The organism is Enterobacter sp. T2, assembly GCF_010692925.1.
In the GTDB taxonomy this organism is placed as follows: domain Bacteria; phylum Pseudomonadota; class Gammaproteobacteria; order Enterobacterales; family Enterobacteriaceae; genus Enterobacter; species Enterobacter kobei.
In genome coordinates this window covers 4,582,355-4,606,613 of sequence record NZ_CP048736.1, presented here as the reverse complement: position 1 = coordinate 4,606,613, position 24,259 = coordinate 4,582,355, and the positions used below count along the sequence as shown (strand labels likewise).

The 24,259-nt window shown below is 54.3% G+C and carries 15 protein-coding genes, 2 tRNA genes, 3 rRNA genes and 1 pseudogene; 16 read left to right on the top strand and 5 right to left on the bottom strand.

The genetic code is table 11. The features are described 5' to 3' along the window. Positions 1–2: 2 nt before the first annotated feature. Positions 3–704: an NAD(P)H-flavin reductase gene (gene fre, locus G0034_RS22040; protein WP_014885614.1), complete on the top strand. Its 702-nt coding sequence runs from the start codon at positions 3–5 to the stop codon at positions 702–704. A gap of 182 nt (positions 705–886) precedes the next feature. Here fre and fadA read toward each other — a convergent pair whose 3' ends face one another. Continuing rightward, a complete protein-coding gene (gene fadA, locus G0034_RS22035; RefSeq protein WP_008501515.1) occupies positions 887–2,050 on the bottom strand; it encodes an acetyl-CoA C-acyltransferase FadA in 1,164 nt (387 codons plus the stop codon). Positions 2,051–2,059: 9 nt separating this feature from the next. Continuing rightward, positions 2,060–4,249: a fatty acid oxidation complex subunit alpha FadB gene (gene fadB, locus G0034_RS22030; RefSeq protein ID WP_179121265.1), complete on the bottom strand. Its 2,190-nt coding sequence runs from the start codon at positions 4,247–4,249 to the stop codon at positions 2,060–2,062. 190 nt (positions 4,250–4,439) lie between these two features. Here fadB and pepQ point away from each other — a divergent pair, with 190 nt between their 5' ends. The 12 genes from pepQ (at position 4,440) to G0034_RS21970 (ending at position 17,042) form a co-directional block, all read left to right on the top strand. After that, positions 4,440–5,771 (top strand): Xaa-Pro dipeptidase, encoded by a 1,332-nt coding sequence (gene pepQ / locus G0034_RS22025; protein WP_045281881.1) that lies wholly within the window; start codon positions 4,440–4,442, stop codon positions 5,769–5,771. Then, a complete protein-coding gene (locus G0034_RS22020) occupies positions 5,771–6,385 on the top strand; it encodes an IMPACT family protein (protein ID WP_045281880.1) in 615 nt (204 codons plus the stop codon). Before pepQ ends, G0034_RS22020 begins: the two co-directional genes overlap by 1 nt. A gap of 41 nt (positions 6,386–6,426) precedes the next feature. Continuing rightward, the gene (gene trkH, locus G0034_RS22015) at positions 6,427–7,878 is read left to right on the top strand and encodes a Trk system potassium transporter TrkH (protein WP_013099227.1); all 1,452 of its coding nucleotides are present in this window, start codon (positions 6,427–6,429) and stop codon (positions 7,876–7,878) included. A 10-nt stretch (positions 7,879–7,888) separates the two neighbouring features. Then, entirely contained in the window at positions 7,889–8,434 is a 546-nt protein-coding gene (gene hemG, locus G0034_RS22010; protein WP_014885610.1) for a menaquinone-dependent protoporphyrinogen IX dehydrogenase, read from the top strand. Positions 8,435–8,786: 352 nt separating this feature from the next. Then, positions 8,787–10,326: ribosomal RNA gene (locus tag G0034_RS22005) — 16S ribosomal RNA — on the top strand. Between the two features lie 70 nt (positions 10,327–10,396). Next, positions 10,397–10,473 (top strand) — tRNA-Ile (locus G0034_RS22000). Positions 10,474–10,581: 108 nt separating this feature from the next. Then, a tRNA-Ala gene (locus G0034_RS21995) sits at positions 10,582–10,657 on the top strand. A 180-nt stretch (positions 10,658–10,837) separates the two neighbouring features. Continuing rightward, positions 10,838–13,742: ribosomal RNA gene (locus tag G0034_RS21990) — 23S ribosomal RNA — on the top strand. 63 nt (positions 13,743–13,805) lie between these two features. After that, positions 13,806–13,921, top strand: a 5S ribosomal RNA gene (gene rrf / locus G0034_RS21985). The 16S, 23S and 5S rRNA genes sit together here with 2 tRNA genes alongside, the layout of an rRNA operon. Before the next feature lie 124 nt (positions 13,922–14,045). Next, entirely contained in the window at positions 14,046–15,074 is a 1,029-nt protein-coding gene (murB, locus tag G0034_RS21980) for a UDP-N-acetylmuramate dehydrogenase (RefSeq protein ID WP_179121264.1), read from the top strand. Then, on the top strand, positions 15,071–16,033 hold the full coding sequence (gene birA, locus G0034_RS21975; RefSeq protein ID WP_023331541.1) for a bifunctional biotin--[acetyl-CoA-carboxylase] ligase/biotin operon repressor BirA: 963 nt from the start codon (positions 15,071–15,073) through the stop codon (positions 16,031–16,033). The genes murB and birA overlap by 4 nt, the downstream gene beginning before the upstream one ends. A gap of 16 nt (positions 16,034–16,049) precedes the next feature. Continuing rightward, a complete protein-coding gene (locus G0034_RS21970; protein ID WP_179121354.1) occupies positions 16,050–17,042 on the top strand; it encodes a family 8 glycosyl hydrolase in 993 nt (330 codons plus the stop codon). A gap of 48 nt (positions 17,043–17,090) precedes the next feature. Here G0034_RS21970 and bcsG read toward each other — a convergent pair whose 3' ends face one another. Genes bcsG through bcsE form a run of 3 tightly spaced genes read right to left on the bottom strand, consistent with a single transcriptional unit; the run spans position 17,091 to position 20,516 of the window. Then, complete coding sequence (bcsG, locus tag G0034_RS21965) at positions 17,091–18,770, bottom strand: cellulose biosynthesis protein BcsG (RefSeq protein WP_014885606.1); 1,680 nt, start codon at positions 18,768–18,770, stop codon at positions 17,091–17,093. Beyond that, a complete protein-coding gene (bcsF, locus tag G0034_RS21960) occupies positions 18,763–18,957 on the bottom strand; it encodes a cellulose biosynthesis protein BcsF (RefSeq protein WP_014885605.1) in 195 nt (64 codons plus the stop codon). Before bcsF ends, bcsG begins: the two co-directional genes overlap by 8 nt. After that, positions 18,954–20,516, bottom strand: a complete 1,563-nt coding sequence (gene bcsE, locus G0034_RS21955; protein ID WP_063862187.1) for a cellulose biosynthesis c-di-GMP-binding protein BcsE — start codon at positions 20,514–20,516, stop codon at positions 18,954–18,956. Before bcsE ends, bcsF begins: the two co-directional genes overlap by 4 nt. Before the next feature lie 174 nt (positions 20,517–20,690). Here bcsE and bcsR point away from each other — a divergent pair, with 174 nt between their 5' ends. From bcsR to bcsA, 3 genes and pseudogenes are all read left to right on the top strand, one after another. Continuing rightward, complete coding sequence (gene bcsR / locus G0034_RS21950; RefSeq protein ID WP_008503237.1) at positions 20,691–20,879, top strand: cellulose biosynthesis protein BcsR; 189 nt, start codon at positions 20,691–20,693, stop codon at positions 20,877–20,879. Positions 20,880–20,890: 11 nt separating this feature from the next. Beyond that, positions 20,891–21,643: a cellulose biosynthesis protein BcsQ gene (gene bcsQ, locus G0034_RS21945; RefSeq protein WP_014885603.1), complete on the top strand. Its 753-nt coding sequence runs from the start codon at positions 20,891–20,893 to the stop codon at positions 21,641–21,643. After that, positions 21,640–24,256: pseudogene (gene bcsA / locus G0034_RS21940) on the top strand (UDP-forming cellulose synthase catalytic subunit). Before bcsQ ends, bcsA begins: the two are co-directional and overlap by 4 nt. Positions 24,257–24,259 lie beyond the last annotated feature (3 nt).

Below are 24,259 nucleotides of genomic sequence, written 5' to 3'. Positions count from 1 at the left end.
GAATGACAACCTTAAGCTGTAAAGTGACCTCGGTAGATGCCATCACCGACACCGTATATCGCGTCCGTTTAGTGCCAGAAGCGGCATTCTCTTTCCGCGCTGGTCAGTACTTAATGGTAGTGATGGATGAGCGTGATAAGCGTCCTTTCTCTATGGCCTCTACGCCAGCAGAGAAAGAATTTATTGAGCTGCATATTGGTGCGTCTGAGCTTAACTTGTACGCGATGGCCGTTATGGACCGCATCCTGAAAGAACGTGAGATTGTGGTCGACATTCCTCACGGCGAAGCGTGGCTGCGCGATGACGAAGATCGTCCGTTGATCCTGATCGCTGGCGGTACGGGCTTCTCTTATGTGCGCTCTATTCTGTTGACCGCTCTGGCACGTAACCCGGACCGTGACATCACCATTTACTGGGGTGGCCGCGAAGAGAAGCATCTATATGACCTGTCTGAGCTGGAAGCGCTGAGCGTAACCCATCCTAACCTGCGCATTGAGCCGGTGGTTGAGCAGCCGGAAGAGGGCTGGCGTGGGCGTAGCGGTACCGTGCTGACGGCGGTATTGCAGGATCACGGCACGCTGGCAGGACACGATATCTATATCGCAGGTCGTTTCGAGATGGCGAAAATCGCCCGGGACCTGTTCTGTAACGAACGTGACGCGCGTGAAGATCGCCTGTTTGGCGATGCGTTTGCCTTCATTTAAATAAAAAACCCGCCCCTGACAGGCGGGAAGAACGGCAACTAAACTCTCTCTCTTCGCCAATGACGCCATAACTGCGTTGGCTGCGCTCGTTCACCCGAATCACTTACTTGAGTAAGCTCATCGGGATTCGCTCGCTTGCCGCCTTGTTCTGACGTCATTGGCTTTGAAATACTTTTCCTGATTTACACTCTCTCAAACACCGTCGCGATACCCTGACCCAACCCGATGCACATTGTTGCCAGTCCGAACTGGGCATCTTTGCGCTCCATCAGATTAATCAGCGTCGTGCTGATACGCGCCCCGGAGCAACCGAGTGGGTGGCCGAGGGCGATCGCGCCGCCGTTGAGGTTAATTTTCTCGTCGATCTGTTCCATCAGCCCCAGATCTTTAATGCACGGCAGGATCTGCGCGGCGAAGGCTTCGTTCATCTCGAACAGATCGATGTCGCTGGCGGTTAGTCCCGCTTTTTTCAGCGCCAGCTTCGAGGCCGGAACCGGGCCGTAACCCATGATTGAAGGATCGCAGCCCACGACAGCCATCGAACGTACCCGAGCGCGTGGGGTTAACCCCAGCTCACGGGCGCGGCTTTCGCTCATCACCAGCATCGCCGCAGCTCCGTCGGACAGCGCCGACGAGGTACCTGCCGTGACCGTACCGGTGACCGGATCAAATGCCGGACGCAACGTAGAAAGTGCTTCCACCGTTGTTTCCGGGCGGATCACTTCGTCGTAGCTGAACTGCTTCAGAACGCCGTCCGCATCGTGACCGCCGGTAGGGATGATCTCGTTTTTAAATGCGCCGGACTGCGTGGCAGCCCAGGCGCGGGCATGGGAACGTGCGGCAAACGCATCCTGCATTTCACGGCTGATGCCGTGCAGGCGGGAGAGCATCTCCGCGGTGAGACCCATCATTCCCGCAGCTTTTGCCACGTTACGGCTCATCCCCGGATGGAAATCGACGCCGTGGCTCATCGGGACGTGCCCCATATGCTCCACACCGCCGACCAGGCAGGCCTGAGCATCGCCGGTCATGATCATACGTGCCGCATCGTGCAGCGCCTGCATAGACGAACCGCACAGACGGTTAACGGTGACGGCCGGAACCGAATGCGGGATCTCCGCCAGCAGTGACGCATTACGCGCGATATTGAAGCCCTGCTCCAGGGTCTGCTGCACGCAGCCCCAGTAGATATCGTCGAGCGCGGCGGGGTCCAACGCCGGATTACGCGCCAGCAGGCTACGCATCAGGTGTGCGGAGAGGTCTTCCGCGCGCACGTTACGGAATGCGCCGCCTTTTGAACGGCCCATCGGGGTGCGAATCGCATCAACAATGACAACCTTTTCCATTGTGACTCCTTAAGCCGTTTTCAGCTCGCCAACCGGACGGGCTGGCTCAACTGCTGGGTAATAGGGTTCGTTATGGCGCGCTTTGTTGCGCAGCCCTTCAGGCACTTCATAGAGCGGGCCGAGGTGCTGATGCTGCTGAGCCATATCGAGATAGCGGGCGCTGCCGATGGTGTCCAGCCAGCGGAACGCGCCGCCGTGGAACGGAGGGAAGCCCAGGCCGTATACCAGCGCCATATCCGCTTCGGCCGGGCTGGCGATAATGCCTTCTTCCAGACAACGCACCACTTCGTTGATCATCGGGATCATCATGCGGGCGATGATCTCATCGTCGGTGAAGTCACGTTTTGACTGGCATACGTCGGCCAGCAGGCCATCCACCGCCGCATCCTCTTCTTTCTTCGGTTTGCCTTTGCTGTCTTCTTTATAGCGCCAGAAGCCCAGGCCGTTTTTCTGACCGAAGCGGTTAGCGTCGAACAGGGCGTCAATCGCGTCGCGATAATCTTTCTGCATGCGCTGCGGGAAGCCTGCCGCCATCACCGCCTGGGCGTGATGGGCGGTATCAATACCGACCACGTCCAGCAGATACGCCGGGCCCATCGGCCAGCCGAACTGTTTTTCCATCACTTTGTCGATTTTGCGGAAGTCTGCCCCATCGCGCAGCAGCTGGCTGAAACCGGCGAAGTAAGGGAACAGTACGCGGTTGACGAAAAAGCCCGGGCAGTCGTTAACAACGATCGGCGTTTTGCCCATCTTGCTTGCCCACGCCACCACTTTGGCGATGGTTTCGTCAGAGGTTTTTTCCCCTCGGATCACTTCGACCAGCGGCATACGGTGTACCGGGTTGAAGAAGTGCATTCCGCAGAAGTTTTCCGGACGCTTCAGTACGCTCGCCAGTTCGCTAATCGGAATAGTCGAGGTATTAGAGGCCAGTACGGTATCCGGACGAACTTTGTCTTCCGTTTCCGCCAGCACCGCTTTTTTGACTTTCGGGTTCTCTACGACCGCCTCAACGACCACGTCCACACGATCAAAACCGCTGTATTCCAGCACAGGCTGAATGGTGGAGATCACGCCCGCGAGCTTCAGCCCGTCAATTTTGCCGCGCTCTAGCTGTTTATTCAGCAGCTTGGCCGCTTCGGTCATGCCCAGCGTCAGGGATTTCTCGTTAATGTCTTTCATCACTACCGGCACGCCTTTCCAGGCTGACTGGTAGGCGATGCCGCCACCCATAATGCCCGCCCCGAGTACCGCCGCGTGTTTTGGGGTCTCAACGTTTTTGGTCAGCTGTTTAGCTTTGCCTTTCACGAACTGATCGTTCAGGAAGATGCCAACCAGCGCGCGGGCTTCGTTGGTGTGCGCCAGCGGGACGAAGCTCTGATTTTCCAGTTTCAGGGCTTCGTCACGGCCCAGACGGGCGGCCGCTTCAATGGTTTTCACTGCCGTGATCGGCGCCGGGTAGTGTTTACCCGCCGTCTGCATCACCATGCCTTTGGCGATGGTGAAGCTCATGGTGGCTTCTATCTTGCTGAGTTTTAACGGCTCAAGCTTCGGCTGGCGTTTGGCTTTCCAGTCGAGATCGCCATTAATGGCCTGACGCAGAATAGCCAGAGCGCCTTCAACCAGTTTTTCTGGCTTAACCACGCCGTCCACCAGGCCGATTTTCTGCGCCTGTTCCGCGCCGACATCTTTACCGGCGGCGATGATCTCCAGCGCGCTGTCAGCACCCAGCATGCGCGGCATACGGACGGATCCGCCAAAGCCCGGCATGATCCCCAGTTTGGTTTCCGGCAGGCCGATACGCAGATCCGGCGTGGCCAGACGGTAGTCGGTCGCCAGCACGCACTCGCAGCCACCGCCTAATGCGTAACCATTAACGGCGGAAATAGTCGGAACAGGCAGATCTTCCAGACGGTTAAAGACGCTGTTAGCAAAGTGCAGCCACTGGCTCAACTGTTCTTCAGGCACCTGGAACAGGGAAAGGAATTCGGTGATATCGGCACCGACAATAAAGGCTGCTTTGTTTGAGCGCAGCAGCAGCCCTTTTAATTCAGTTTGCTTTTCAAGTACTTCCAACGCCTGGCCAAGACTGGCCACCGTCGCGGTATCAAGCTTGTTCACTGAGCCGGGGGCATCGAACACCAGTTCGGCAATGCCATCTTCCAGCCAGTTGAGGTACAGGGTGTCGCCTTTGTAGAGCATGTCAGTCTCCTGAATCCAGCAATTGGATCTGGTCATACCAGATGAAACGGAGTGTGGGATTTGTGTTAATAAAATGCAAATTACTCATTAAGAAATTGCTGCATTGATCACGGTCGGTGGAAATCACGCAGCCGGAGCGAGGTGTGCTAAGATGCGATGACTTGAGGTCAAAAAAACGAAAGGAAGAATGATGGACTCACTGGCTTCGCTTTATAAAAATCATATCGTTACCCTACAGGAACGTACCCGCGATGTACTGGCCCGCTTCAAACTGGATGCTCTGCTTATCCATTCCGGCGAGCTGATAAACACATTTCTTGATGACCACGCCTATCCGTTCAAGGTTAACCCGCAGTTTAAAGCCTGGGTGCCTGTTACTCAGGTGCCTAACTGTTGGTTACTTGTGGATGGCGTGAACAAGCCGAAACTGTGGTTCTACCTGCCGGTCGATTACTGGCACAACGTGGAGCCGCTGCCGACCTCTTTCTGGACTGAAGAAATTGACGTGATTGCGCTGCCAAAAGCGGACGGCATTGGCAGCCAGCTACCTGCTGCACGCGGCAATATCGCCTATATTGGCCCGGTTCCGGAGCGTGCATTGGGTCTGGATATTCCCGCGGACAAACTCAACCCGAAAGGGGTGCTGGACTTCCTGCATTACTACCGCGCGTACAAAACCGATTACGAACTTTACTGCATGCGTGAAGCGCAAAAAACGGCGGTGAATGGCCATCGTGCCGCACACGAGGCGTTCCAGTCCGGCATGAGTGAATTCGATATCAACCAGGCGTACCTGACCGCGACCGGCCACCGTGATACCGACGTGCCATACAGCAATATTGTCGCGCTGAATGAGCATGCTTCTGTTCTTCACTACACCAAACTGGACCATCAGGTTCCGTCGGAAATGCGCAGCTTCCTGCTTGATGCCGGCGCTGAGTACAACGGTTATGCGGCTGACCTGACCCGTACCTGGGCGGCTAACGCTGACACCGATTTCGCGCAGCTGATTAAAGACGTGAACGATGAGCAACTGGCGCTTATTGGTACCATGAAAGCCGGTACCAGCTACGTGGATTATCACGTTCAGTTCCATCAGCGCATCGCGAAGCTGCTGCGTAAGCATCAGATTGTGAAAGACATGAGCGAAGAGGCAATGGTCGAGAACGATCTCACCGGGCCATTCATGCCGCACGGTATTGGTCACCCGCTGGGCCTGCAGGTTCACGACGTCGCTGGCTTTATGCAGGATGATACCGGTACGCATCTTGCGGCACCGTCTAAATATCCTTACCTGCGCTGCACCCGTATTCTTGAGCCGCGTATGGTGTTGACGATTGAACCGGGGATCTACTTTATTGAATCCCTGCTGGCGCCATGGCGTGATGGTCAGTTCAGCAAACACTTCAACTGGGAAAAAATTGACGCACTGAAACCGTTTGGCGGTATTCGTATCGAAGATAACGTGGTGATTCACGAGAACGGTATCGAGAATATGACGCGAGACCTGAAGCTGGCCTGATGGAAAGCTGGCTGATACCGGCTGAACCGGTCACCTTTGTTGAGGAAATCAAGAAAAGCCGCTTTATTACGCTGCTGGCACACACCGACGGCGTTGAAGCGGCAAAGGCATTTGTCGAGTCTGTCCGGGCTGTGCATCCTGACGCACGTCACCACTGTGTGGCGTGGGTGGCAGGGCCCCCGGACGATTCGCAACAGCTTGGCTTTTCCGATGACGGTGAACCCGCGGGAACCGCCGGTAAACCCATGCTCTCGCAGCTGATGGGCAGCGGCGTGGGTGAAATTACCGCCGTGGTGGTGCGTTACTACGGCGGCATCTTGTTAGGCACGGGCGGGCTGGTGAAAGCCTATGGCGGTGGCGTTCAGCAGGCACTGAATATATTGACGACCACCCGCAAAACGCCGCTCACCGAATATACTCTATTGTGCGATTACGCCCAATTATCCGGCATCGAAGCGTTGCTGAAACAGTTTAATGGCGTTATCGCGCACAGTGACTTTCAGGCGATGGTGCAATTACGCGTGGCGCTTCCTCAGGCGGAGCTGGCTGCTTTTTCAGCAAAACTGGCAGATTTTAGTCGCGGTTCGTTGCAATTACTGCCGATTGAAGAATAATCCCCACCTCACTTTTTTGAATACCAAAGGAAGCGGCAGAGATGCATTTTCGTGCCATAACCCGAATCGTTGGACTGCTGGTCATACTTTTTTCCGGGACGATGATTCTCCCAGGACTGGTGGCGCTTATCTACCGGGACGGCGCGGGGCGGGCATTTACCCAGACCTTTTTTGTCGCACTGGCGATTGGCTCGCTGCTGTGGTGGCCGAATCGTCGTCAGAAAGGTGAGCTGAAATCCCGCGAAGGCTTTCTGATCGTGGTGCTGTTCTGGACGGTGCTGGGGAGCGTGGGTTCGCTGCCCTTTATCTTCTCCGAGCAACCTAACCTGAGCATCACGGATGCCTTTTTTGAATCGTTCTCGGGGTTAACGACCACCGGGGCGACGACGCTGGTGGGTCTGGATTCATTACCCCACGCCATCCTCTTTTATCGCCAGATGCTGCAGTGGTTCGGCGGCATGGGGATCATCGTCCTGGCGGTAGCTATTCTGCCCATTCTGGGCGTCGGTGGGATGCAGTTGTACAGGGCTGAAATGCCCGGGCCGCTGAAAGATAACAAGATGCGCCCGCGTATTGCCGAGACGGCGAAAACCCTGTGGCTGATTTATGTCCTGCTGACGGTGGCCTGTGCGCTGGCGCTCTGGTTTGCCGGGATGCCTGCTTTTGATGCCATCGGACACAGCTTTGCGACAATCGCTATCGGCGGGTTCTCCACCCACGATGCCAGCGTGGGCTACTTCGATAGCCCAACGATCAACACCATCATTGCGATTTTCCTGCTGATTTCTGGCTGTAACTATGGCCTGCACTTCTCTTTACTGAGCGGGCGAAGCCTGAAGGTGTATTGGCGCGACCCTGAGTTCCGCATGTTCATTGGTGTCCAGCTTACGCTGGTCGTCATCTGTACCCTGGTGCTGTGGTTCCATGATGTTTACAACTCCGCGCTGACGACCCTAAACCAGGCGTTCTTCCAGGTGGTATCAATGGCGACGACCGCCGGATTTACCACGGACAGTATTGCGCGCTGGCCGCTGTTCCTGCCGGTACTCCTGCTGTGCTCTGCGTTTATTGGCGGCTGCGCCGGGTCGACGGGCGGTGGTCTGAAGGTGATTCGTATTCTGCTGCTGTTCAAGCAGGGCAACCGTGAGCTGAAACGACTGGTCCACCCGAACGCGGTCTACAGCATTAAACTGGGGAACCGCGCGCTGCCGGAACGTATTCTCGAAGCCGTATGGGGCTTTTTCTCGGCGTATGCGCTGGTCTTTATCGTCAGTATGCTGGCGATCATCGCGACGGGGGTGGATGATTTCTCCGCCTTTGCGTCCGTCGTCGCAACATTGAATAACCTCGGGCCAGGCCTGGGGGTCGTGGCGGATAACTTTGCCAGTATGAACCCGGTCGCGAAATGGATCCTCATTGCCAATATGCTGTTTGGCCGTCTTGAGGTCTTTACGCTGCTGGTGCTCTTCACCCCAACATTCTGGCGCGAATAAGGAGCCGTTGATGAAAACACTGATTCTTTTCTCTACGCGAGACGGACAAACACGTGAGATTGCCGCGTATCTGGCGTCGGAATTGAAAGAACTGGGTATTTACTCGGATGTGGTGAACCTGAATCGCGCGGAGCAGATCACCTGGCAGGAGTACGATCGCGTGGTGATTGGCGCCTCTATTCGTTACGGGCATTTCCATCCAGCGCTGGATCGCTTTGTGAAAAAGCACACGGCGGTGCTCAACAAATTGCCCGGCGCGTTTTACTCGGTCAATCTGGTTGCGCGTAAAGCCGAGAAGCGTACGCCGCAGACCAACAGCTATACGCGCAAGTTTTTACTCAGCTCACCGTGGCAGCCAGACCTGTGCGCGGTTTTTGCTGGTGCGCTGCGTTACCCTCGATACCGTTGGTATGACCGTTTCATGATCCGCCTGATTATGAAAATGACCGGTGGTGAAACCGATACCCGCAAAGAAGTGGTTTATACCGACTGGTCGCAGGTGGCCAGTTTTGCGCGGGAAATCGCACATTTAACGGACGATTCGCGACTTAAATAAGCGTTAAGTTTGAAAAGTGAGCGAACGAAAAGTTTTTTGTATTTTGTGCTTGTCACTGTGAAATAACTCCCTATAATGCGCCTCCACTGACACGGAACAACGGCACACACGCCGCCGGGTCAGCAGAGAAAAGCAAAATAAACGCTTGACTCTGAAGCGGGGAAGCGTAATATGCACACCCCGCGCCGCAGCGAAAACGAAGCGGCACTGCTCTTTAACAATTTATCAGACAATCTGTGTGGGCACTCAAAGTGACATGGATTCTTAACGTCGCAAGACGAAAAATGAATACCAAGTCTCTGAGTGAACATACGTAATTCATTACGAAGTTTAATTCACGAGCATCAAACTTAAATTGAAGAGTTTGATCATGGCTCAGATTGAACGCTGGCGGCAGGCCTAACACATGCAAGTCGAACGGTAGCACAGAGAGCTTGCTCTCGGGTGACGAGTGGCGGACGGGTGAGTAATGTCTGGGAAACTGCCTGATGGAGGGGGATAACTACTGGAAACGGTAGCTAATACCGCATAACGTCGCAAGACCAAAGAGGGGGACCTTCGGGCCTCTTGCCATCAGATGTGCCCAGATGGGATTAGCTAGTAGGTGGGGTAACGGCTCACCTAGGCGACGATCCCTAGCTGGTCTGAGAGGATGACCAGCCACACTGGAACTGAGACACGGTCCAGACTCCTACGGGAGGCAGCAGTGGGGAATATTGCACAATGGGCGCAAGCCTGATGCAGCCATGCCGCGTGTATGAAGAAGGCCTTCGGGTTGTAAAGTACTTTCAGCGGGGAGGAAGGTGTTGTGGTTAATAACCGCAGCAATTGACGTTACCCGCAGAAGAAGCACCGGCTAACTCCGTGCCAGCAGCCGCGGTAATACGGAGGGTGCAAGCGTTAATCGGAATTACTGGGCGTAAAGCGCACGCAGGCGGTCTGTCAAGTCGGATGTGAAATCCCCGGGCTCAACCTGGGAACTGCATTCGAAACTGGCAGGCTAGAGTCTTGTAGAGGGGGGTAGAATTCCAGGTGTAGCGGTGAAATGCGTAGAGATCTGGAGGAATACCGGTGGCGAAGGCGGCCCCCTGGACAAAGACTGACGCTCAGGTGCGAAAGCGTGGGGAGCAAACAGGATTAGATACCCTGGTAGTCCACGCCGTAAACGATGTCGACTTGGAGGTTGTGCCCTTGAGGCGTGGCTTCCGGAGCTAACGCGTTAAGTCGACCGCCTGGGGAGTACGGCCGCAAGGTTAAAACTCAAATGAATTGACGGGGGCCCGCACAAGCGGTGGAGCATGTGGTTTAATTCGATGCAACGCGAAGAACCTTACCTACTCTTGACATCCAGAGAACTTTCCAGAGATGGATTGGTGCCTTCGGGAACTCTGAGACAGGTGCTGCATGGCTGTCGTCAGCTCGTGTTGTGAAATGTTGGGTTAAGTCCCGCAACGAGCGCAACCCTTATCCTTTGTTGCCAGCGGTTAGGCCGGGAACTCAAAGGAGACTGCCAGTGATAAACTGGAGGAAGGTGGGGATGACGTCAAGTCATCATGGCCCTTACGAGTAGGGCTACACACGTGCTACAATGGCGCATACAAAGAGAAGCGACCTCGCGAGAGCAAGCGGACCTCATAAAGTGCGTCGTAGTCCGGATTGGAGTCTGCAACTCGACTCCATGAAGTCGGAATCGCTAGTAATCGTAGATCAGAATGCTACGGTGAATACGTTCCCGGGCCTTGTACACACCGCCCGTCACACCATGGGAGTGGGTTGCAAAAGAAGTAGGTAGCTTAACCTTCGGGAGGGCGCTTACCACTTTGTGATTCATGACTGGGGTGAAGTCGTAACAAGGTAACCGTAGGGGAACCTGCGGTTGGATCACCTCCTTACCTTAAAGAACCTGCCTTTGCAGTGCTCACACAGATTGTCTGATGAAAAAACAGCAGTAAAAATCTCTGCAGGCTTGTAGCTCAGGTGGTTAGAGCGCACCCCTGATAAGGGTGAGGTCGGTGGTTCAAGTCCACTCAGGCCTACCAAATTTTTGCTGATGCTGCGTTGCGGCGACACTCACATACTTAAGTATGCTTCGTGTCACCACGCCTTGCCTCAACAAAAATTACCGGTACAGAGGTTGGCAAAACGATGGGGCTATAGCTCAGCTGGGAGAGCGCCTGCTTTGCACGCAGGAGGTCTGCGGTTCGATCCCGCATAGCTCCACCATCTTTTACTGCGAAAACAAGAAAACTTCAGAGTGCACCTGAAAAGGTGCACTGCGAAGTTTTGCTCTTTAAAAATCTGGATCAAGCTGAAAATTGAAACGACACACATGTTATGTGTGTTCGAGTCTCTCAAATTTTCGCAAACCGATGATGAATCGAAAGAAACATCTTCGGGTTGTGAGGTTAAGCGACTAAGCGTACACGGTGGATGCCCTGGCAGTCAGAGGCGATGAAGGACGTGCTAATCTGCGAAAAGCGCCGGCGAGGTGATATGAACCTTTGACCCGGCGATGTCCGAATGGGGAAACCCAGTGTGATTCGTCACACTATCGTTAACTGAATACATAGGTTAACGAGGCGAACCGGGGGAACTGAAACATCTAAGTACCCCGAGGAAAAGAAATCAACCGAGATTCCCCCAGTAGCGGCGAGCGAACGGGGAGCAGCCCGGAGTCTGAATCAGCTTGTGTGTTAGTGGAACGGTCTGGAAAGTCCGACGGTACAGGGTGATAGTCCCGTACACGAAAATGCACAGGCTGTGAACTCGAAGAGTAGGGCGGGACACGTGGTATCCTGTCTGAATATGGGGGGACCATCCTCCAAGGCTAAATACTCCTGACTGACCGATAGTGAACCAGTACCGTGAGGGAAAGGCGAAAAGAACCCCGGCGAGGGGAGTGAAAAAGAACCTGAAACCGTGTACGTACAAGCAGTGGGAGCCTACTTGTTAGGTGACTGCGTACCTTTTGTATAATGGGTCAGCGACTTATATTCTGTAGCAAGGTTAACCGTATAGGGGAGCCGAAGGGAAACCGAGTCTTAACTGGGCGTTAAGTTGCAGGGTATAGACCCGAAACCCGGTGATCTAGCCATGGGCAGGTTGAAGGTTGGGTAACACTAACTGGAGGACCGAACCGACTAATGTTGAAAAATTAGCGGATGACCTGTGGCTGGGGGTGAAAGGCCAATCAAACCGGGAGATAGCTGGTTCTCCCCGAAAGCTATTTAGGTAGCGCCTCGTGAACTCATCTTCGGGGGTAGAGCACTGTTTCGGCTAGGGGGCCATCCCGGCTTACCAACCCGATGCAAACTACGAATACCGAAGAATGTTATCACGGGAGACACACGGCGGGTGCTAACGTCCGTCGTGAAGAGGGAAACAACCCAGACCGCCAGCTAAGGTCCCAAAGTCATGGTTAAGTGGGAAACGATGTGGGAAGGCACAGACAGCCAGGATGTTGGCTTAGAAGCAGCCATCATTTAAAGAAAGCGTAATAGCTCACTGGTCGAGTCGGCCTGCGCGGAAGATGTAACGGGGCTAAACCATGCACCGAAGCTGCGGCAGCGACGCTTATGCGTTGTTGGGTAGGGGAGCGTTCTGTAAGCCGTTGAAGGTGGCCTGTGAGGGTTGCTGGAGGTATCAGAAGTGCGAATGCTGACATAAGTAACGATAAAGCGGGTGAAAAGCCCGCTCGCCGGAAGACCAAGGGTTCCTGTCCAACGTTAATCGGGGCAGGGTGAGTCGACCCCTAAGGCGAGGCCGAAAGGCGTAGTCGATGGGAAACAGGTTAATATTCCTGTACTTGGTGTTACTGCGAAGGGGGGACGGAGAAGGCTATGTTAGCCGGGCGACGGTTGTCCCGGTTTAAGCATGTAGGCGGAGGTTCCAGGTAAATCCGGTACCTTTTAACGCTGAGGTGTGATGACGAGGCACTACGGTGCTGAAGTAACAAATGCCCTGCTTCCAGGAAAAGCCTCTAAGCATCAGGTAACACGAAATCGTACCCCAAACCGACACAGGTGGTCAGGTAGAGAATACCAAGGCGCTTGAGAGAACTCGGGTGAAGGAACTAGGCAAAATGGTGCCGTAACTTCGGGAGAAGGCACGCTGATATGTAGGTGAAGCCCCTGCGGGTGGAGCTGAAATCAGTCGAAGATACCAGCTGGCTGCAACTGTTTATTAAAAACACAGCACTGTGCAAACACGAAAGTGGACGTATACGGTGTGACGCCTGCCCGGTGCCGGAAGGTTAATTGATGGGGTTAGCGGTAACGCGAAGCTCTTGATCGAAGCCCCGGTAAACGGCGGCCGTAACTATAACGGTCCTAAGGTAGCGAAATTCCTTGTCGGGTAAGTTCCGACCTGCACGAATGGCGTAATGATGGCCAGGCTGTCTCCACCCGAGACTCAGTGAAATTGAACTCGCTGTGAAGATGCAGTGTACCCGCGGCAAGACGGAAAGACCCCGTGAACCTTTACTATAGCTTGACACTGAACACTGGTCCTTGATGTGTAGGATAGGTGGGAGGCTTTGAAGCGTGGACGCCAGTCTGCGTGGAGCCGACCTTGAAATACCACCCTTTAATGGCTGGTGTTCTAACGTAGACCCGTAATCCGGGTTGCGGACAGTGTCTGGTGGGTAGTTTGACTGGGGCGGTCTCCTCCCAAAGAGTAACGGAGGAGCACGAAGGTTAGCTAATCCTGGTCGGACATCAGGAGGTTAGTGCAATGGCATAAGCTAGCTTGACTGCGAGAGTGACGGCTCGAGCAGGTGCGAAAGCAGGTCATAGTGATCCGGTGGTTCTGAATGGAAGGGCCATCGCTCAACGGATAAAAGGTACTCCGGGGATAACAGGCTGATACCGCCCAAGAGTTCATATCGACGGCGGTGTTTGGCACCTCGATGTCGGCTCATCACATCCTGGGGCTGAAGTAGGTCCCAAGGGTATGGCTGTTCGCCATTTAAAGTGGTACGCGAGCTGGGTTTAGAACGTCGTGAGACAGTTCGGTCCCTATCTGCCGTGGGCGCTGGAGAATTGAGGGGGGCTGCTCCTAGTACGAGAGGACCGGAGTGGACGCATCACTGGTGTTCGGGTTGTCATGCCAATGGCACTGCCCGGTAGCTAAATGCGGAAGAGATAAGTGCTGAAAGCATCTAAGCACGAAACTTGCCCCGAGATGAGTTCTCCCTGAGACTATAAGTCTCCTGAAGGAACGTTGAAGACGACGACGTTGATAGGTCGGGTGTGTAAGCGCAGCGATGCGTTGAGCTAACCGATACTAATGAACCGTGAGGCTTAACCTTACAACGCCGAAGCTGTTTTGGCGGTGAGAGACGATTTTCAGCTGATACAGATAACAGAATTTGCCTGGCGGCTTTAGCGCGGTGGTCCCACCTGACCCCATGCCGAACTCAGAAGTGAAACGCCGTAGCGCCGATGGTAGTGTGGGGTCTCCCCATGTGAGAGTAGGGAACTGCCAGGCATCAAATAAGTGAAAAGGCCATCCGTAAGGATGGCCTTTTTGCGTTTCTGCGCTATACAAACTAATCCCCCAACGCCCTGCTTATACGGTAAACTACCTGCGTTTTTGCATCAGGATAGCGTCTATGAACCACTCCCTTAAGCCCTGGAATACCTTTGGTATTCAACGCAATGCTAATCACATTGTCCGTGCCGATACTGCACAGCAGTTGCTGAATGCATGGCAAAGCGCAACCGAAAAAAACGAACCCGTACTGATTCTGGGCGAAGGAAGTAATGTCCTGTTTCTCGACGATTTTGCGGGAGCAGTGATCGTTAACCGCATCATGGGAATTGATGTGGAAGAGCGCGCCGATAGCTGGCACTTGCACGTGGGGGCCGGAGAAAACTGGCATCACCTGGTGCAATTTACCCTGGAAAAAGGGATGCCTGGCCTGGAAAACCTTGCGCTTATTCCGGGCTGCGCTGGATCATCACCGATTCAAAACATCGGTGCCTATGGCATCGAGCTGAAACATGTCTGTGAATACGTCGACTGCATCGAACTGGCGACTGGAACGGCTAAGCGTTTAACCGCAGAACAGTGCCGTTTTGGCTACCGTGACAGTATCTTCAAACATGAATATCAGGATCGCTACGTGATTGTCGCCGTGGGCCTGCGCCTGTCGAAGAACTGGCAGCCCGTACTGACCTACGGTGATTTAACGCGTCTCGATCCGGCTACCGCCACCCCCCGCGATGTGTTTGACTCGGTTTGTCATATGCGCATGACCAAGCTTCCCGACCCGAAAGTAAATGGAAATGCCGGAAGTTTCTTCAAAAACCCGGTGATCGACAGCGAAAAGGCAAAGGTCTTCCTTGAAGGATGGCCCGCAGCACCACATTACCCTCAGGCAGATGGCAGCGTGAAGCTGGCTGCGGGATGGCTTATCGATCAATGCCAGCTTAAAGGCACTTCAGTCGGAGGCGCTGCCGTTCATCAGCAGCAGGCTCTGGTACTGATCAATCAACATGATGCGAGCAGTGATGACGTGGTCAAACTGGCTCATTATGTTCGTGAACGTGTGGGTGAAAAGTTTAACGTCTGGCTGGAGCCAGAAGTCCGCTTCATTGGCCGCACAGGTGAAGTGAATGCCGTGGAGACCATCGCGTGAAAGACAATACCATCCCGTTAACCCTAATTAGCATCCTTGCGGATGGGGAGTTTCATTCTGGCGAGCAGCTGGGTGAGCAGCTTGGCATGAGCCGTGCAGGCATTAATAAGCATATCCAGACCCTCCGCGACTGGGGTGTCGATGTCTTTACCGTTCCTGGAAAAGGGTACAGCCTGCCGGAACCCATTCAATTGCTGAATGAAGACGTGATTCGTAGCCAGATTGGGCACGGCAATGTTGCGGTGCTGCCGGTGATTGACTCAACGAACCAGTATCTTCTGGATCGTCTGCCTGAACTGAAATCCGGCGATGCCTGCGTTGCAGAGTATCAGCAGGCCGGGCGTGGTCGCCGAGGGCGAAAATGGTTCTCGCCCTTTGGTGCCAACCTCTACCTGTCCATGTACTGGCGACTCGATCAAGGCCCTGCCGCAGCGATTGGCCTGAGTCTGGTCATCGGGATTGTCATGGCAGAGGTGCTACACGATCTGGGCGCCGATCGGGTGCGTGTTAAATGGCCTAACGATCTTTACCTGAACGATCGTAAACTTGCCGGTATTCTGGTCGAACTGACGGGAAAAACGGGCGATGCGGCGCAAATCGTTATTGGCGCGGGCCTCAATATGGTGATGCGTAACGTACAAAACGATGTGGTCAACCAGGCCTGGACGAATCTCCAGGAGGCGGGGATCGTCATCGATCGTAACATCCTTGCCGTGCGTATGATTAAAGAGTTGCGCAGTTCACTGACGCTTTTTGAACAGGAAGGGCTCGCAACGTTCCTGTCTCGTTGGGAAAAACTGGACAACTTCATCAATCGCCCGGTGAAATTACTGATTGGTGATAAAGAGATCTACGGCATTTCCCGCGGGATTGACGCTCAGGGCGCGTTGCTCCTGGAACAGGATGGCGTGATCAAGCCGTGGATGGGCGGTGAAATTTCACTGCGAAGTGCCGAATAACCGAATGGGGTGAATGATGCGAAAACCCGTTTGCGCGACCCTGGCTGTGATGATGAGCTTGCTGTTCTCTCCTCTCTCGCAGGCGGGTCAGGCCTGGGAGAGTTACAAGGCGCGCTTTTTTAAACCGGAAGGCCGCATTGTTGATACCGGCAACGGTGACGTTTCGCATACGGAAGGTCAGGGTTTCGCCATGTTAATGGCGGTGGCTAACGACGATAAAGCCACGTTCGATAAGCTCTGGCAATGGACCAACAGGACGCTAAAGAACAGCGAAAATGGTCTGTTTTACTGGCGTTATAACCCCGCGGAGTCTAATCCGGTCGCTGATAAAAACAACGCCACAGATGGCGATGTCCTGATTGCATGGGCGTTGTTAAAAGCCGATGCGCGCTGGCATGACAAACGCTACAGCGCCGCATCGGATGCGATTACGAAAGCACTGGTTGACCACAACGTAATCCGCTATGCGGGTTACCGCGTGATGCTGCCCGGCGTACAGGGATTTAAGCTTGAGGGTGAAGTGGTCCTTAATCCTTCCTATTTTGTGTTTCCGGCCTGGCAGGCCTTTGCCGGACGCAGTCATTTGCCGGTCTGGCGTGAATTGATAAAGGACGGGAAACGTCTGCTGGGAAAAATGGGATCGGGTACAGCGAATCTACCGACAGACTGGGTTTCGCTGGCATCCGCGGGCAAGCTGACGCCGGCCAAAGACTGGCCACCGCGAATGAGCTACGATGCGATTCGTATTCCGCTGTACATAGCCTGGTCTGATAAACAAAGCCCGCTGCTGACGCCCTGGAAAGCCTGGTTTGGTCAGTTCCCACGGGAACATACACCCGCCTGGGTTAACGTCACGACCAACGAATACGCGCCCTATATGATGGAAGGGGGTCTGCTGGCGGTCAGGGATTTAACGATGGGTCAGCCATCCGGCGAACCGGAAATCACCTCTAAAGACGACTACTATTCGGCAAGTCTGAAAATGCTGGTATGGATTTCAGCGCAATAATAACGCACTGACAATCCCCTCTCCCTACAGGGGAGAGGGGTAAATCCTTTATTGCGGATACGGTACCCAATCTCCGCCGTTCAGACGAACGTACGGTTTGTTCTGGTACTGAATCACAACAGCATTCGCGTTTTCGGAGACCTCTGCCGTTTGCGGCAGGTTGCTGGTGAGCTGATTCCAGTTCACGCTATCTTCCACAAACAGCTTCCCGTCCACTGCACGGGCAACCAGTTCTGAAATTGCCAGATAGCTGGTTGGCTGTGTAATCTCAATCGGCGCGCCCTGGTGCGGAGCCTTCATACCAAAGAATTTAATGCCCGCAGGCACGTTGGTAATGGACGGGCTTGGAATATCACGCAGACCTGACACCTGCATTCTGTCGCCTTTCAGCGCGCCGCCGTGTTCAGGCACGACAACCACCATCACTTTACGGCCTGATTTTTCCAGCTCAGTGAAGAACGCATCCAGCTCGTCGAAGAATTTCTGCGCACGCACTTTATAATCTGCCGTTTTGCTCACGCCCGGGAAGTGGTTACCGTCGTGAAGCGGCAGGGTGTTAAAGAACGTCGCACTGCGCGGGTTGCTGTCTTTTTCGATGGTTTGCAGCCAGCGCTGCAGTACGGCTGTATCGTCGTAAACAGGTGAACCGTCGAAGCCGAGCAGAGTAACGGGAAGCCCGGTTTGATCCATCAGCGGCGCCTGCATGCCACCCTGTTCACGCACCTCTTTCAGGAAGTTACCGAACTGGCCGTTATGTCCCAGCATCAGATGCTGCGTAAAGCCCAGCTTCGCGAGGTTATCGAACAGATAACACTGATTCCCTGCCGGCTGGTACAGGTTTTTATGCGATGTCTGACCGCAGCTTGCACGCAGAAGGCGAATCGCTGCCGGGCCGCTGTATGAGGTGGCAGAGTTGAAATCTTTAAACTGGATATCGAAATGAGACCACAGTGGGTGAGACATTAATCCGGCTGCATCCACATCGGCCCAGGAGAGGGAACAGATGTTAATCACCAGCAGCTCAAACGGTTGAGCATCTGCCGGCAGTGCATCCGGGAATTTCGTCTGTCGCTTATCTTCTGCGGTATAGAAGCTGGAAAGCCACGCATTGAGGTTGGTGGAGGTCGGCGGTGCGGTCTGGGTTGGAATATCACCTACCACAGGCGTATCGCCTGCCGTGGTAACAGTAGCCGCTGCGCTTCCACCCGTGGTGGTCACCGTGGTGGTTGGTTGACCTGCAGGCCACAGGGAGAAGTCCGGTCCTGCCAGCGTCAGCACGTTAAGCCAGATCATAATGGCGACAACAAACACCGTGACGCGGATCCACTGCGACAGGAACAGCCAGGCCACTAGCAGGACAAAGATAGCGCCAATCATCTGCCAGTTAATAAAGCGCTCAACCAGATCAAGCATGTAGTCTGCACTGAAGCCCGCAACCTGTGATCCCTGGCTCATTATGCTGTCCGGACCCGGTAGCCAGGTATCGTGCCAGAACAGCGCAAAGCCGACGGGGATGGCTACCCAGTGACGTAAACGATGCAGCCTGATATTCGGCAACGGCATCAGCAGGAAGGCCATAAAGACCAGGTTAAGCAGGGGATGGAAATTCAGATAGCCTGCCCAGAGCAAACCAAACTTCACCAGAAAGTAAAAGTTCCAGCCGGAAAGGCCGCGCCAGTATTGCCAGAGCGGCGAGGGTGACGAAGCGGTATAGGTAGAATTAGTCATGTTTTCGGTCTGCCTTGACGTGTGATGCCCGTGTCAGTGTTCCGGCTGGTTTTACATAGCGAGGTTTTATAAACATCACTCTGGCCGTATCACGGATACGACGTATGGAATGGCGCGCATAGTAGCCAAGCGGGAAAAAGATCAGCGCACAGAATACGACCAGTTGAATAATATCGCTGATATTCATGATGGTACGTTCTCCCCATTCTCGGTTAATAAGCGATGGGGTTCCGGAACCCGACGCCAGACATGGCCGTCATGTCTGGCATTGAGAATCGGTTTTGCATCGCTGGTGATCGCCAGCGGTTTAACCCATTGTTCAGGCTGAAGTGCGCGCATCTGCACCAGCTCCGCGCTGATAGCATTATCTTCGAACCAGATCATACGGTTTGAGAAAATATCCCCGGTAGGCAGGGGAAAGATGTGGTTAAGCGCGGTATCAAGATCGTTCACCCGGCAGAAGGACAAAAATAGCACCAGGCGATTGTCGCCAATGGTCATGATGTCCCCTGTACGATTCGGACGACATAAGGTGAGAGCCTGTTCAACGCGGATACCCGGAACAGGACGCAGGGCAACCATCACCCCTTTCCCGTCCGCAGGAAGTAGCGTGTTGCTCATCATATTGCCGACGGCGTCGCAGAAGTTATCCCATTTCTGGTATCCGCGCAGCTTCATCGGCTGCGTCATGGAGAGCAAGGTGGAAATGTCTTCCGGCACATGGCGGCTGAACTGCTGGCCCTGAACGCTTTCGATTAGCGTCAGGCAGCGTGACAGCGGCGCATTCCATGGAACAACCATATTTGCTCCGCAGCCAAGCAGCAGACGCTCATCGGTGGCGCGCAGGCTGGTATTGTTTTCCCGCACCACAATTTTTAATGCGCTGCCGCGCTGGCGACGTAAGGTATGAATTTGTCTCGCCAGCGTCTCAATCTGGTTATTTTGCATCAACGAGAAAACAAGGGTTGCCGCCTGGGTTGTACGAGCTTCATGAAAAAGCGCTTCGTTAGACTCAAACAGCGACCAGTTTTCCGACAGCGCGGGCGCGCCCTCTAAAACCGCAATATGGCTCAGGATGCGTTTTTCATCACTGCGCGGCTGCACAACCGTTTCTTCCTGCTGTGCCAGGTGCCATTTCCCCTCACTCTGTTTCAGGGTCAGCTGTTGCCTGGCGCTCACGCCTTTTTCATTACACCAGAAAGCAATATCGTAGAGATAGCTGCCCACCTGGTCACGCAGGCTGGCCAGACCGAACAGGGAGCGATATTCACCCATTAAAAGTGAAAACAACTTGTCATTATTACTGCCGGGATTGACGACCAATAGCGTGCAATTTTGAAATTTTGCCCATTTATTGATTTTTTCCAGCCACGGCAGCAGTTTTTCAGCAGAGATATTTTGCAGGACGTTATTTGCGCATTTAAGAATCACTAAATAGTGATCCGGATCAATGGAGCACTGAACGTCGCGGGACAAAAAGTATAGACTATCCACTTCTGCTGACATGGAAAATAAGCGCACGGTTTGCGGTCCGCCGTCACTTTCCAGCGTGATAATTTTCTTCGGCTCTTCGCCCATGCTAATGACAGCCACGCGGGAATCCTTATCCTGGGCGGCAATTGTCTGGTTTACCAGACTGATGGCATCTTCATTACGGTCGGTATTAATCCACCAGACTCCACCGACTGGCATGTGGCTCAATTCGTCCCATAATGACTGGATGCCAATAGAAAATATGGAGTCCACGGTGTCCCTCTTTTCGTCTAATTTATCTGTATCTCAGTTTACTAGCGAAAGCGTAGAAATAAACCTAACATTGAAATTAAAGAACATCAGATTTAGCATGTAAATGAAATTTGTCAGGGCAGGACGCCCCGCAACTTCTGAGCGTGCGATTTTCCTCAAAGGGATGGCAGAAAAATGGATAATAACGAACCCGGAACCCCAGTCGACTCGACCCTGGGCTATACATTCCAAAACGATTTTCTGGCGCTGACGCAGGCCTTTTCTTTACCTGAAATAGATTACACCGATATTTCCCAGCGGGAACAGTTGGCCGCGGCTATTAAACGCTGGCCATTATTAGCTGAATTCGCCCATCAACAATAAGGGAGCCATTGATGGCCATACTCGGATTACAGGGTGTCCGTGGCGGTGTGGGTACCACATCCGTTACCGCGGCGCTGGCGTGGTCATTACAGCTTTTAGGTGAATCGGTGTTGGTGATTGACGCCTGCGCCGATAATTTGCTGCGTATGTCGTTCAACGTCGACTTCACTCGTGAAGCGGGTTGGGCACGCGCGTTGCTTGATGATAAAGACTGGCGGGATGCAGGGCTGCGCTATACCTCTCAGCTTGATTTACTGCCTTTTGGTCAGCTCACCACCACCGAACGTGAGAATGAAGCCGCTTATCAGCGGTTGTTTTCGCAGTTCACGCTTGCGTTGCAGAGTCTGAAAGAAAAAGGCCACTACCAGTGGATCCTGGTGGATCTGCCGCACGGCGCCGGGACGTTAACCCGGCAGCTTATCGCGCAGTGCGATCATGTTCTCTCCATCGTCAACGTGGATGCAAATTGCCATATTCGTCTGCATCAACAGGGGCTGCCGCAAAATGCGCACCTCCTGATTAATGACTTACGCATCGGGAGCCAGATCCAGGACGATCTCTACCAGGTCTGGCTACAGAGTCAGCGTCGCCTGCTACCCATTGTGATTCACCGGGATGAAGGAATGGCAGAATCCCTGGCCTCCAAGCAGCCGCTCGGCGAGTACCGCAGCGATTCCCTGGCGGCAGAAGAGATCCTCACGCTGGCTAACTGGTGTCTGCTGAACTTCGCCAACGCGGCGGAGCCGGCAGGGAGTTCGGTATGAGTCGACTCGCCAGTTGGTTCCTTATCCCGCCGGTTAATGCGCGTCTGAGCGAACGCTACCGACATTTTCGTCGGCATGGTGCGTCGGCATTCAGTGCCGCGCTTGGCTGTTTCTGGATGATTATGGCCTGGATGTTCATTCCGCTTGAACATCCGCGCTGGCAGCGCATACGTGCGCACCATAATGAATTATATCCACACATTAACCCTGACCGGCCGCGGCCTTTGGATCCGGCGCGTTATCTCATTCAGGCCGTCTGGCTGGTCGTCACTTCGTCACAGCGAGAACGCCAGACGCCGCACTGGCGCAGTTTCTCCCGCGTTCAACAGCTGCGCGAGCGCTATCACCAGTGGCTGGATAAATTGCCTGACAGCGTGACCGACAAAACCAGCCATCTGGATAACCAAAAAGAGCTCGGGCACCTCCACCCGGGCCTGCGGCGTTTTATCCTCGGCGTGATTGTCGTGTTCTCACTGATTCTGGCGCTGGTCTGTATTACGCAACCCTTCAATCCCCTGGCGCAGTTCACCTTCCTGATCCTGCTGTGGGGCGTGGCGTTGCTGGTGCGTCGTATTCCGGGCCGCTTCTCGGCGCTGATGCTGATTGTGCTGTCGCTGACCGTTTCCTGCCGCTATATCTGGTGGCGTTACACCTCAACGCTGAACTGGGACGACCCGGTGAGTCTGGTCTGCGGTCTGATTCTGCTGTTTGCCGAAACCTATGCCTGGATTGTGCTGGTGTTGGGGGTATTTCCAGGTCATCTGGCCGCTCAATCGCCAGCCCGTACCGCTGCCGAAGGACACCACGACGTGGCCGACTGTCGATCTCTTCGTCCCAACCTACAACGAAGACCTGAGCGTGGTGAAAAACACCATTTATGCTGCGCTCGGCATCGACTGGCCGAAAGATAAACTCAAGGTCTGGATCCTGGATGACGGCAACCGCCCAGCGTTCCGCCAGTTCGCGGAAGAGGTCGGCGTCGAATACATCGCCCGTCCGACGCACGAACATGCTAAAGCCGGTAACATCAATAACGCGCTGAAGTATGCTACCGGGGAGTTTGTCTCGATCTTTGACTGCGACCACGTACCTACGCGATCGTTCCTGCAGATGACCATGGGCTGGTTCCTGAAAGAGAAAGAGCTGGCGATGATGCAGACGCCGCACCACTTCTTCTCGCCGGACCCGTTTGAACGCAACCTTGGCCGTTTCCGTAAGACCCCGAACGAAGGCACGCTGTTCTATGGTCTGGTGCAGGATGGTAACGACATGTGGGACGCCACGTTCTTCTGCGGCTCCTGTGCGGTTATCCGCCGTAAACCGCTGGATGAAATTGGCGGTATTGCCGTCGAAACGGTGACTGAAGATGCGCACACCTCGTTGCGTCTGCACCGTCGGGGTTATACCTCGGCCTATATGCGTATTCCTCAGGCCGCCGGTCTGGCGACGGAATCGCTCTCGGCGCACATTGGTCAGCGTATTCGCTGGGCGCGCGGCATGGTGCAGATTTTCCGTCTCGATAATCCACTGATAGGGAAAGGGCTCAAGCTGGCGCAGCGTCTCTGCTACGTCAACGCGATGTTCCACTTCTTATCCGGCATCCCGCGGCTGATCTTCCTGACCGCGCCGCTGGCGTTTCTGCTCCTTCACGCCTATATCATCTACGCCCCGGCGCTGATGATTGCGCTGTTTGTTCTGCCGCACATGATCCACGCGAGCCTGACGAACTCGAAGATTCAGGGTAAATATCGCCATTCCTTCTGGAGTGAAATCTACGAAACGGTGCTGGCCTGGTACATTGCGCCGCCAACGATGGTGGCGCTGATCAACCCGCATAAAGGGAAATTCAACGTCACCGCGAAGGGGGGGCTGGTGGAAGAGGAGTACGTCGACTGGGTGATCTCCCGTCCGTATATCTTCCTGGTGCTGCTGAACATCGTTGGCGTCATCGCCGGTATCTGGCGTTACTTCTACGGCCCGGAAAACGAAATCCTGACCGTCTTTGTGAGTATGGCCTGGGTCTTCTACAACCTGATTATTCTTGGCGGCGCGGTGGCGGTGTCGGTGGAGAGTAAACAGGTTCGTCGCGCGCATCGCGTTGAAATCTGCATGCCCGCGGCGATTGCCCGTGAAGATGGTCACCTCTTCTCCTGTACCGTGCACGACTTCTCTGACGGTGGTCTGGGGATCAAAATCAACGGCCAGGCGAAAGTGCTGGAAGGGCAAAAAGTTAACCTGCTGCTTAAGCGTGGCCAGCAGGAGTATGTCTTCCCGACGCAGGTAGCGCGTGTGGCGGGCAATGAAGTCGGTCTGCAACTGATGCCGTTGACCAAAAAGCAACACATTGATTTTGTGCAGTGTACGTTTGCCCGTGCGGATACATGGGCTCTCTGGCAGGACAGCTTCCCGGAAGATAAACCTCTGGAAAGCCTGCTGGATATTCTGAAGCTGGGGTTCCGTGGCTATCGTCACCTTGCAGAATTTGCCCCGTCGTCGGTGAAATTAATTTTCCGGTCACTTACTTCGCTGGTTTCCTGGGTCGTGTCGTTCATTCCTCGTCGTCCTGAGCGGGATGAGGCGAAGCAGGCGGACCCGGTTATGGCTCAACAATGATGA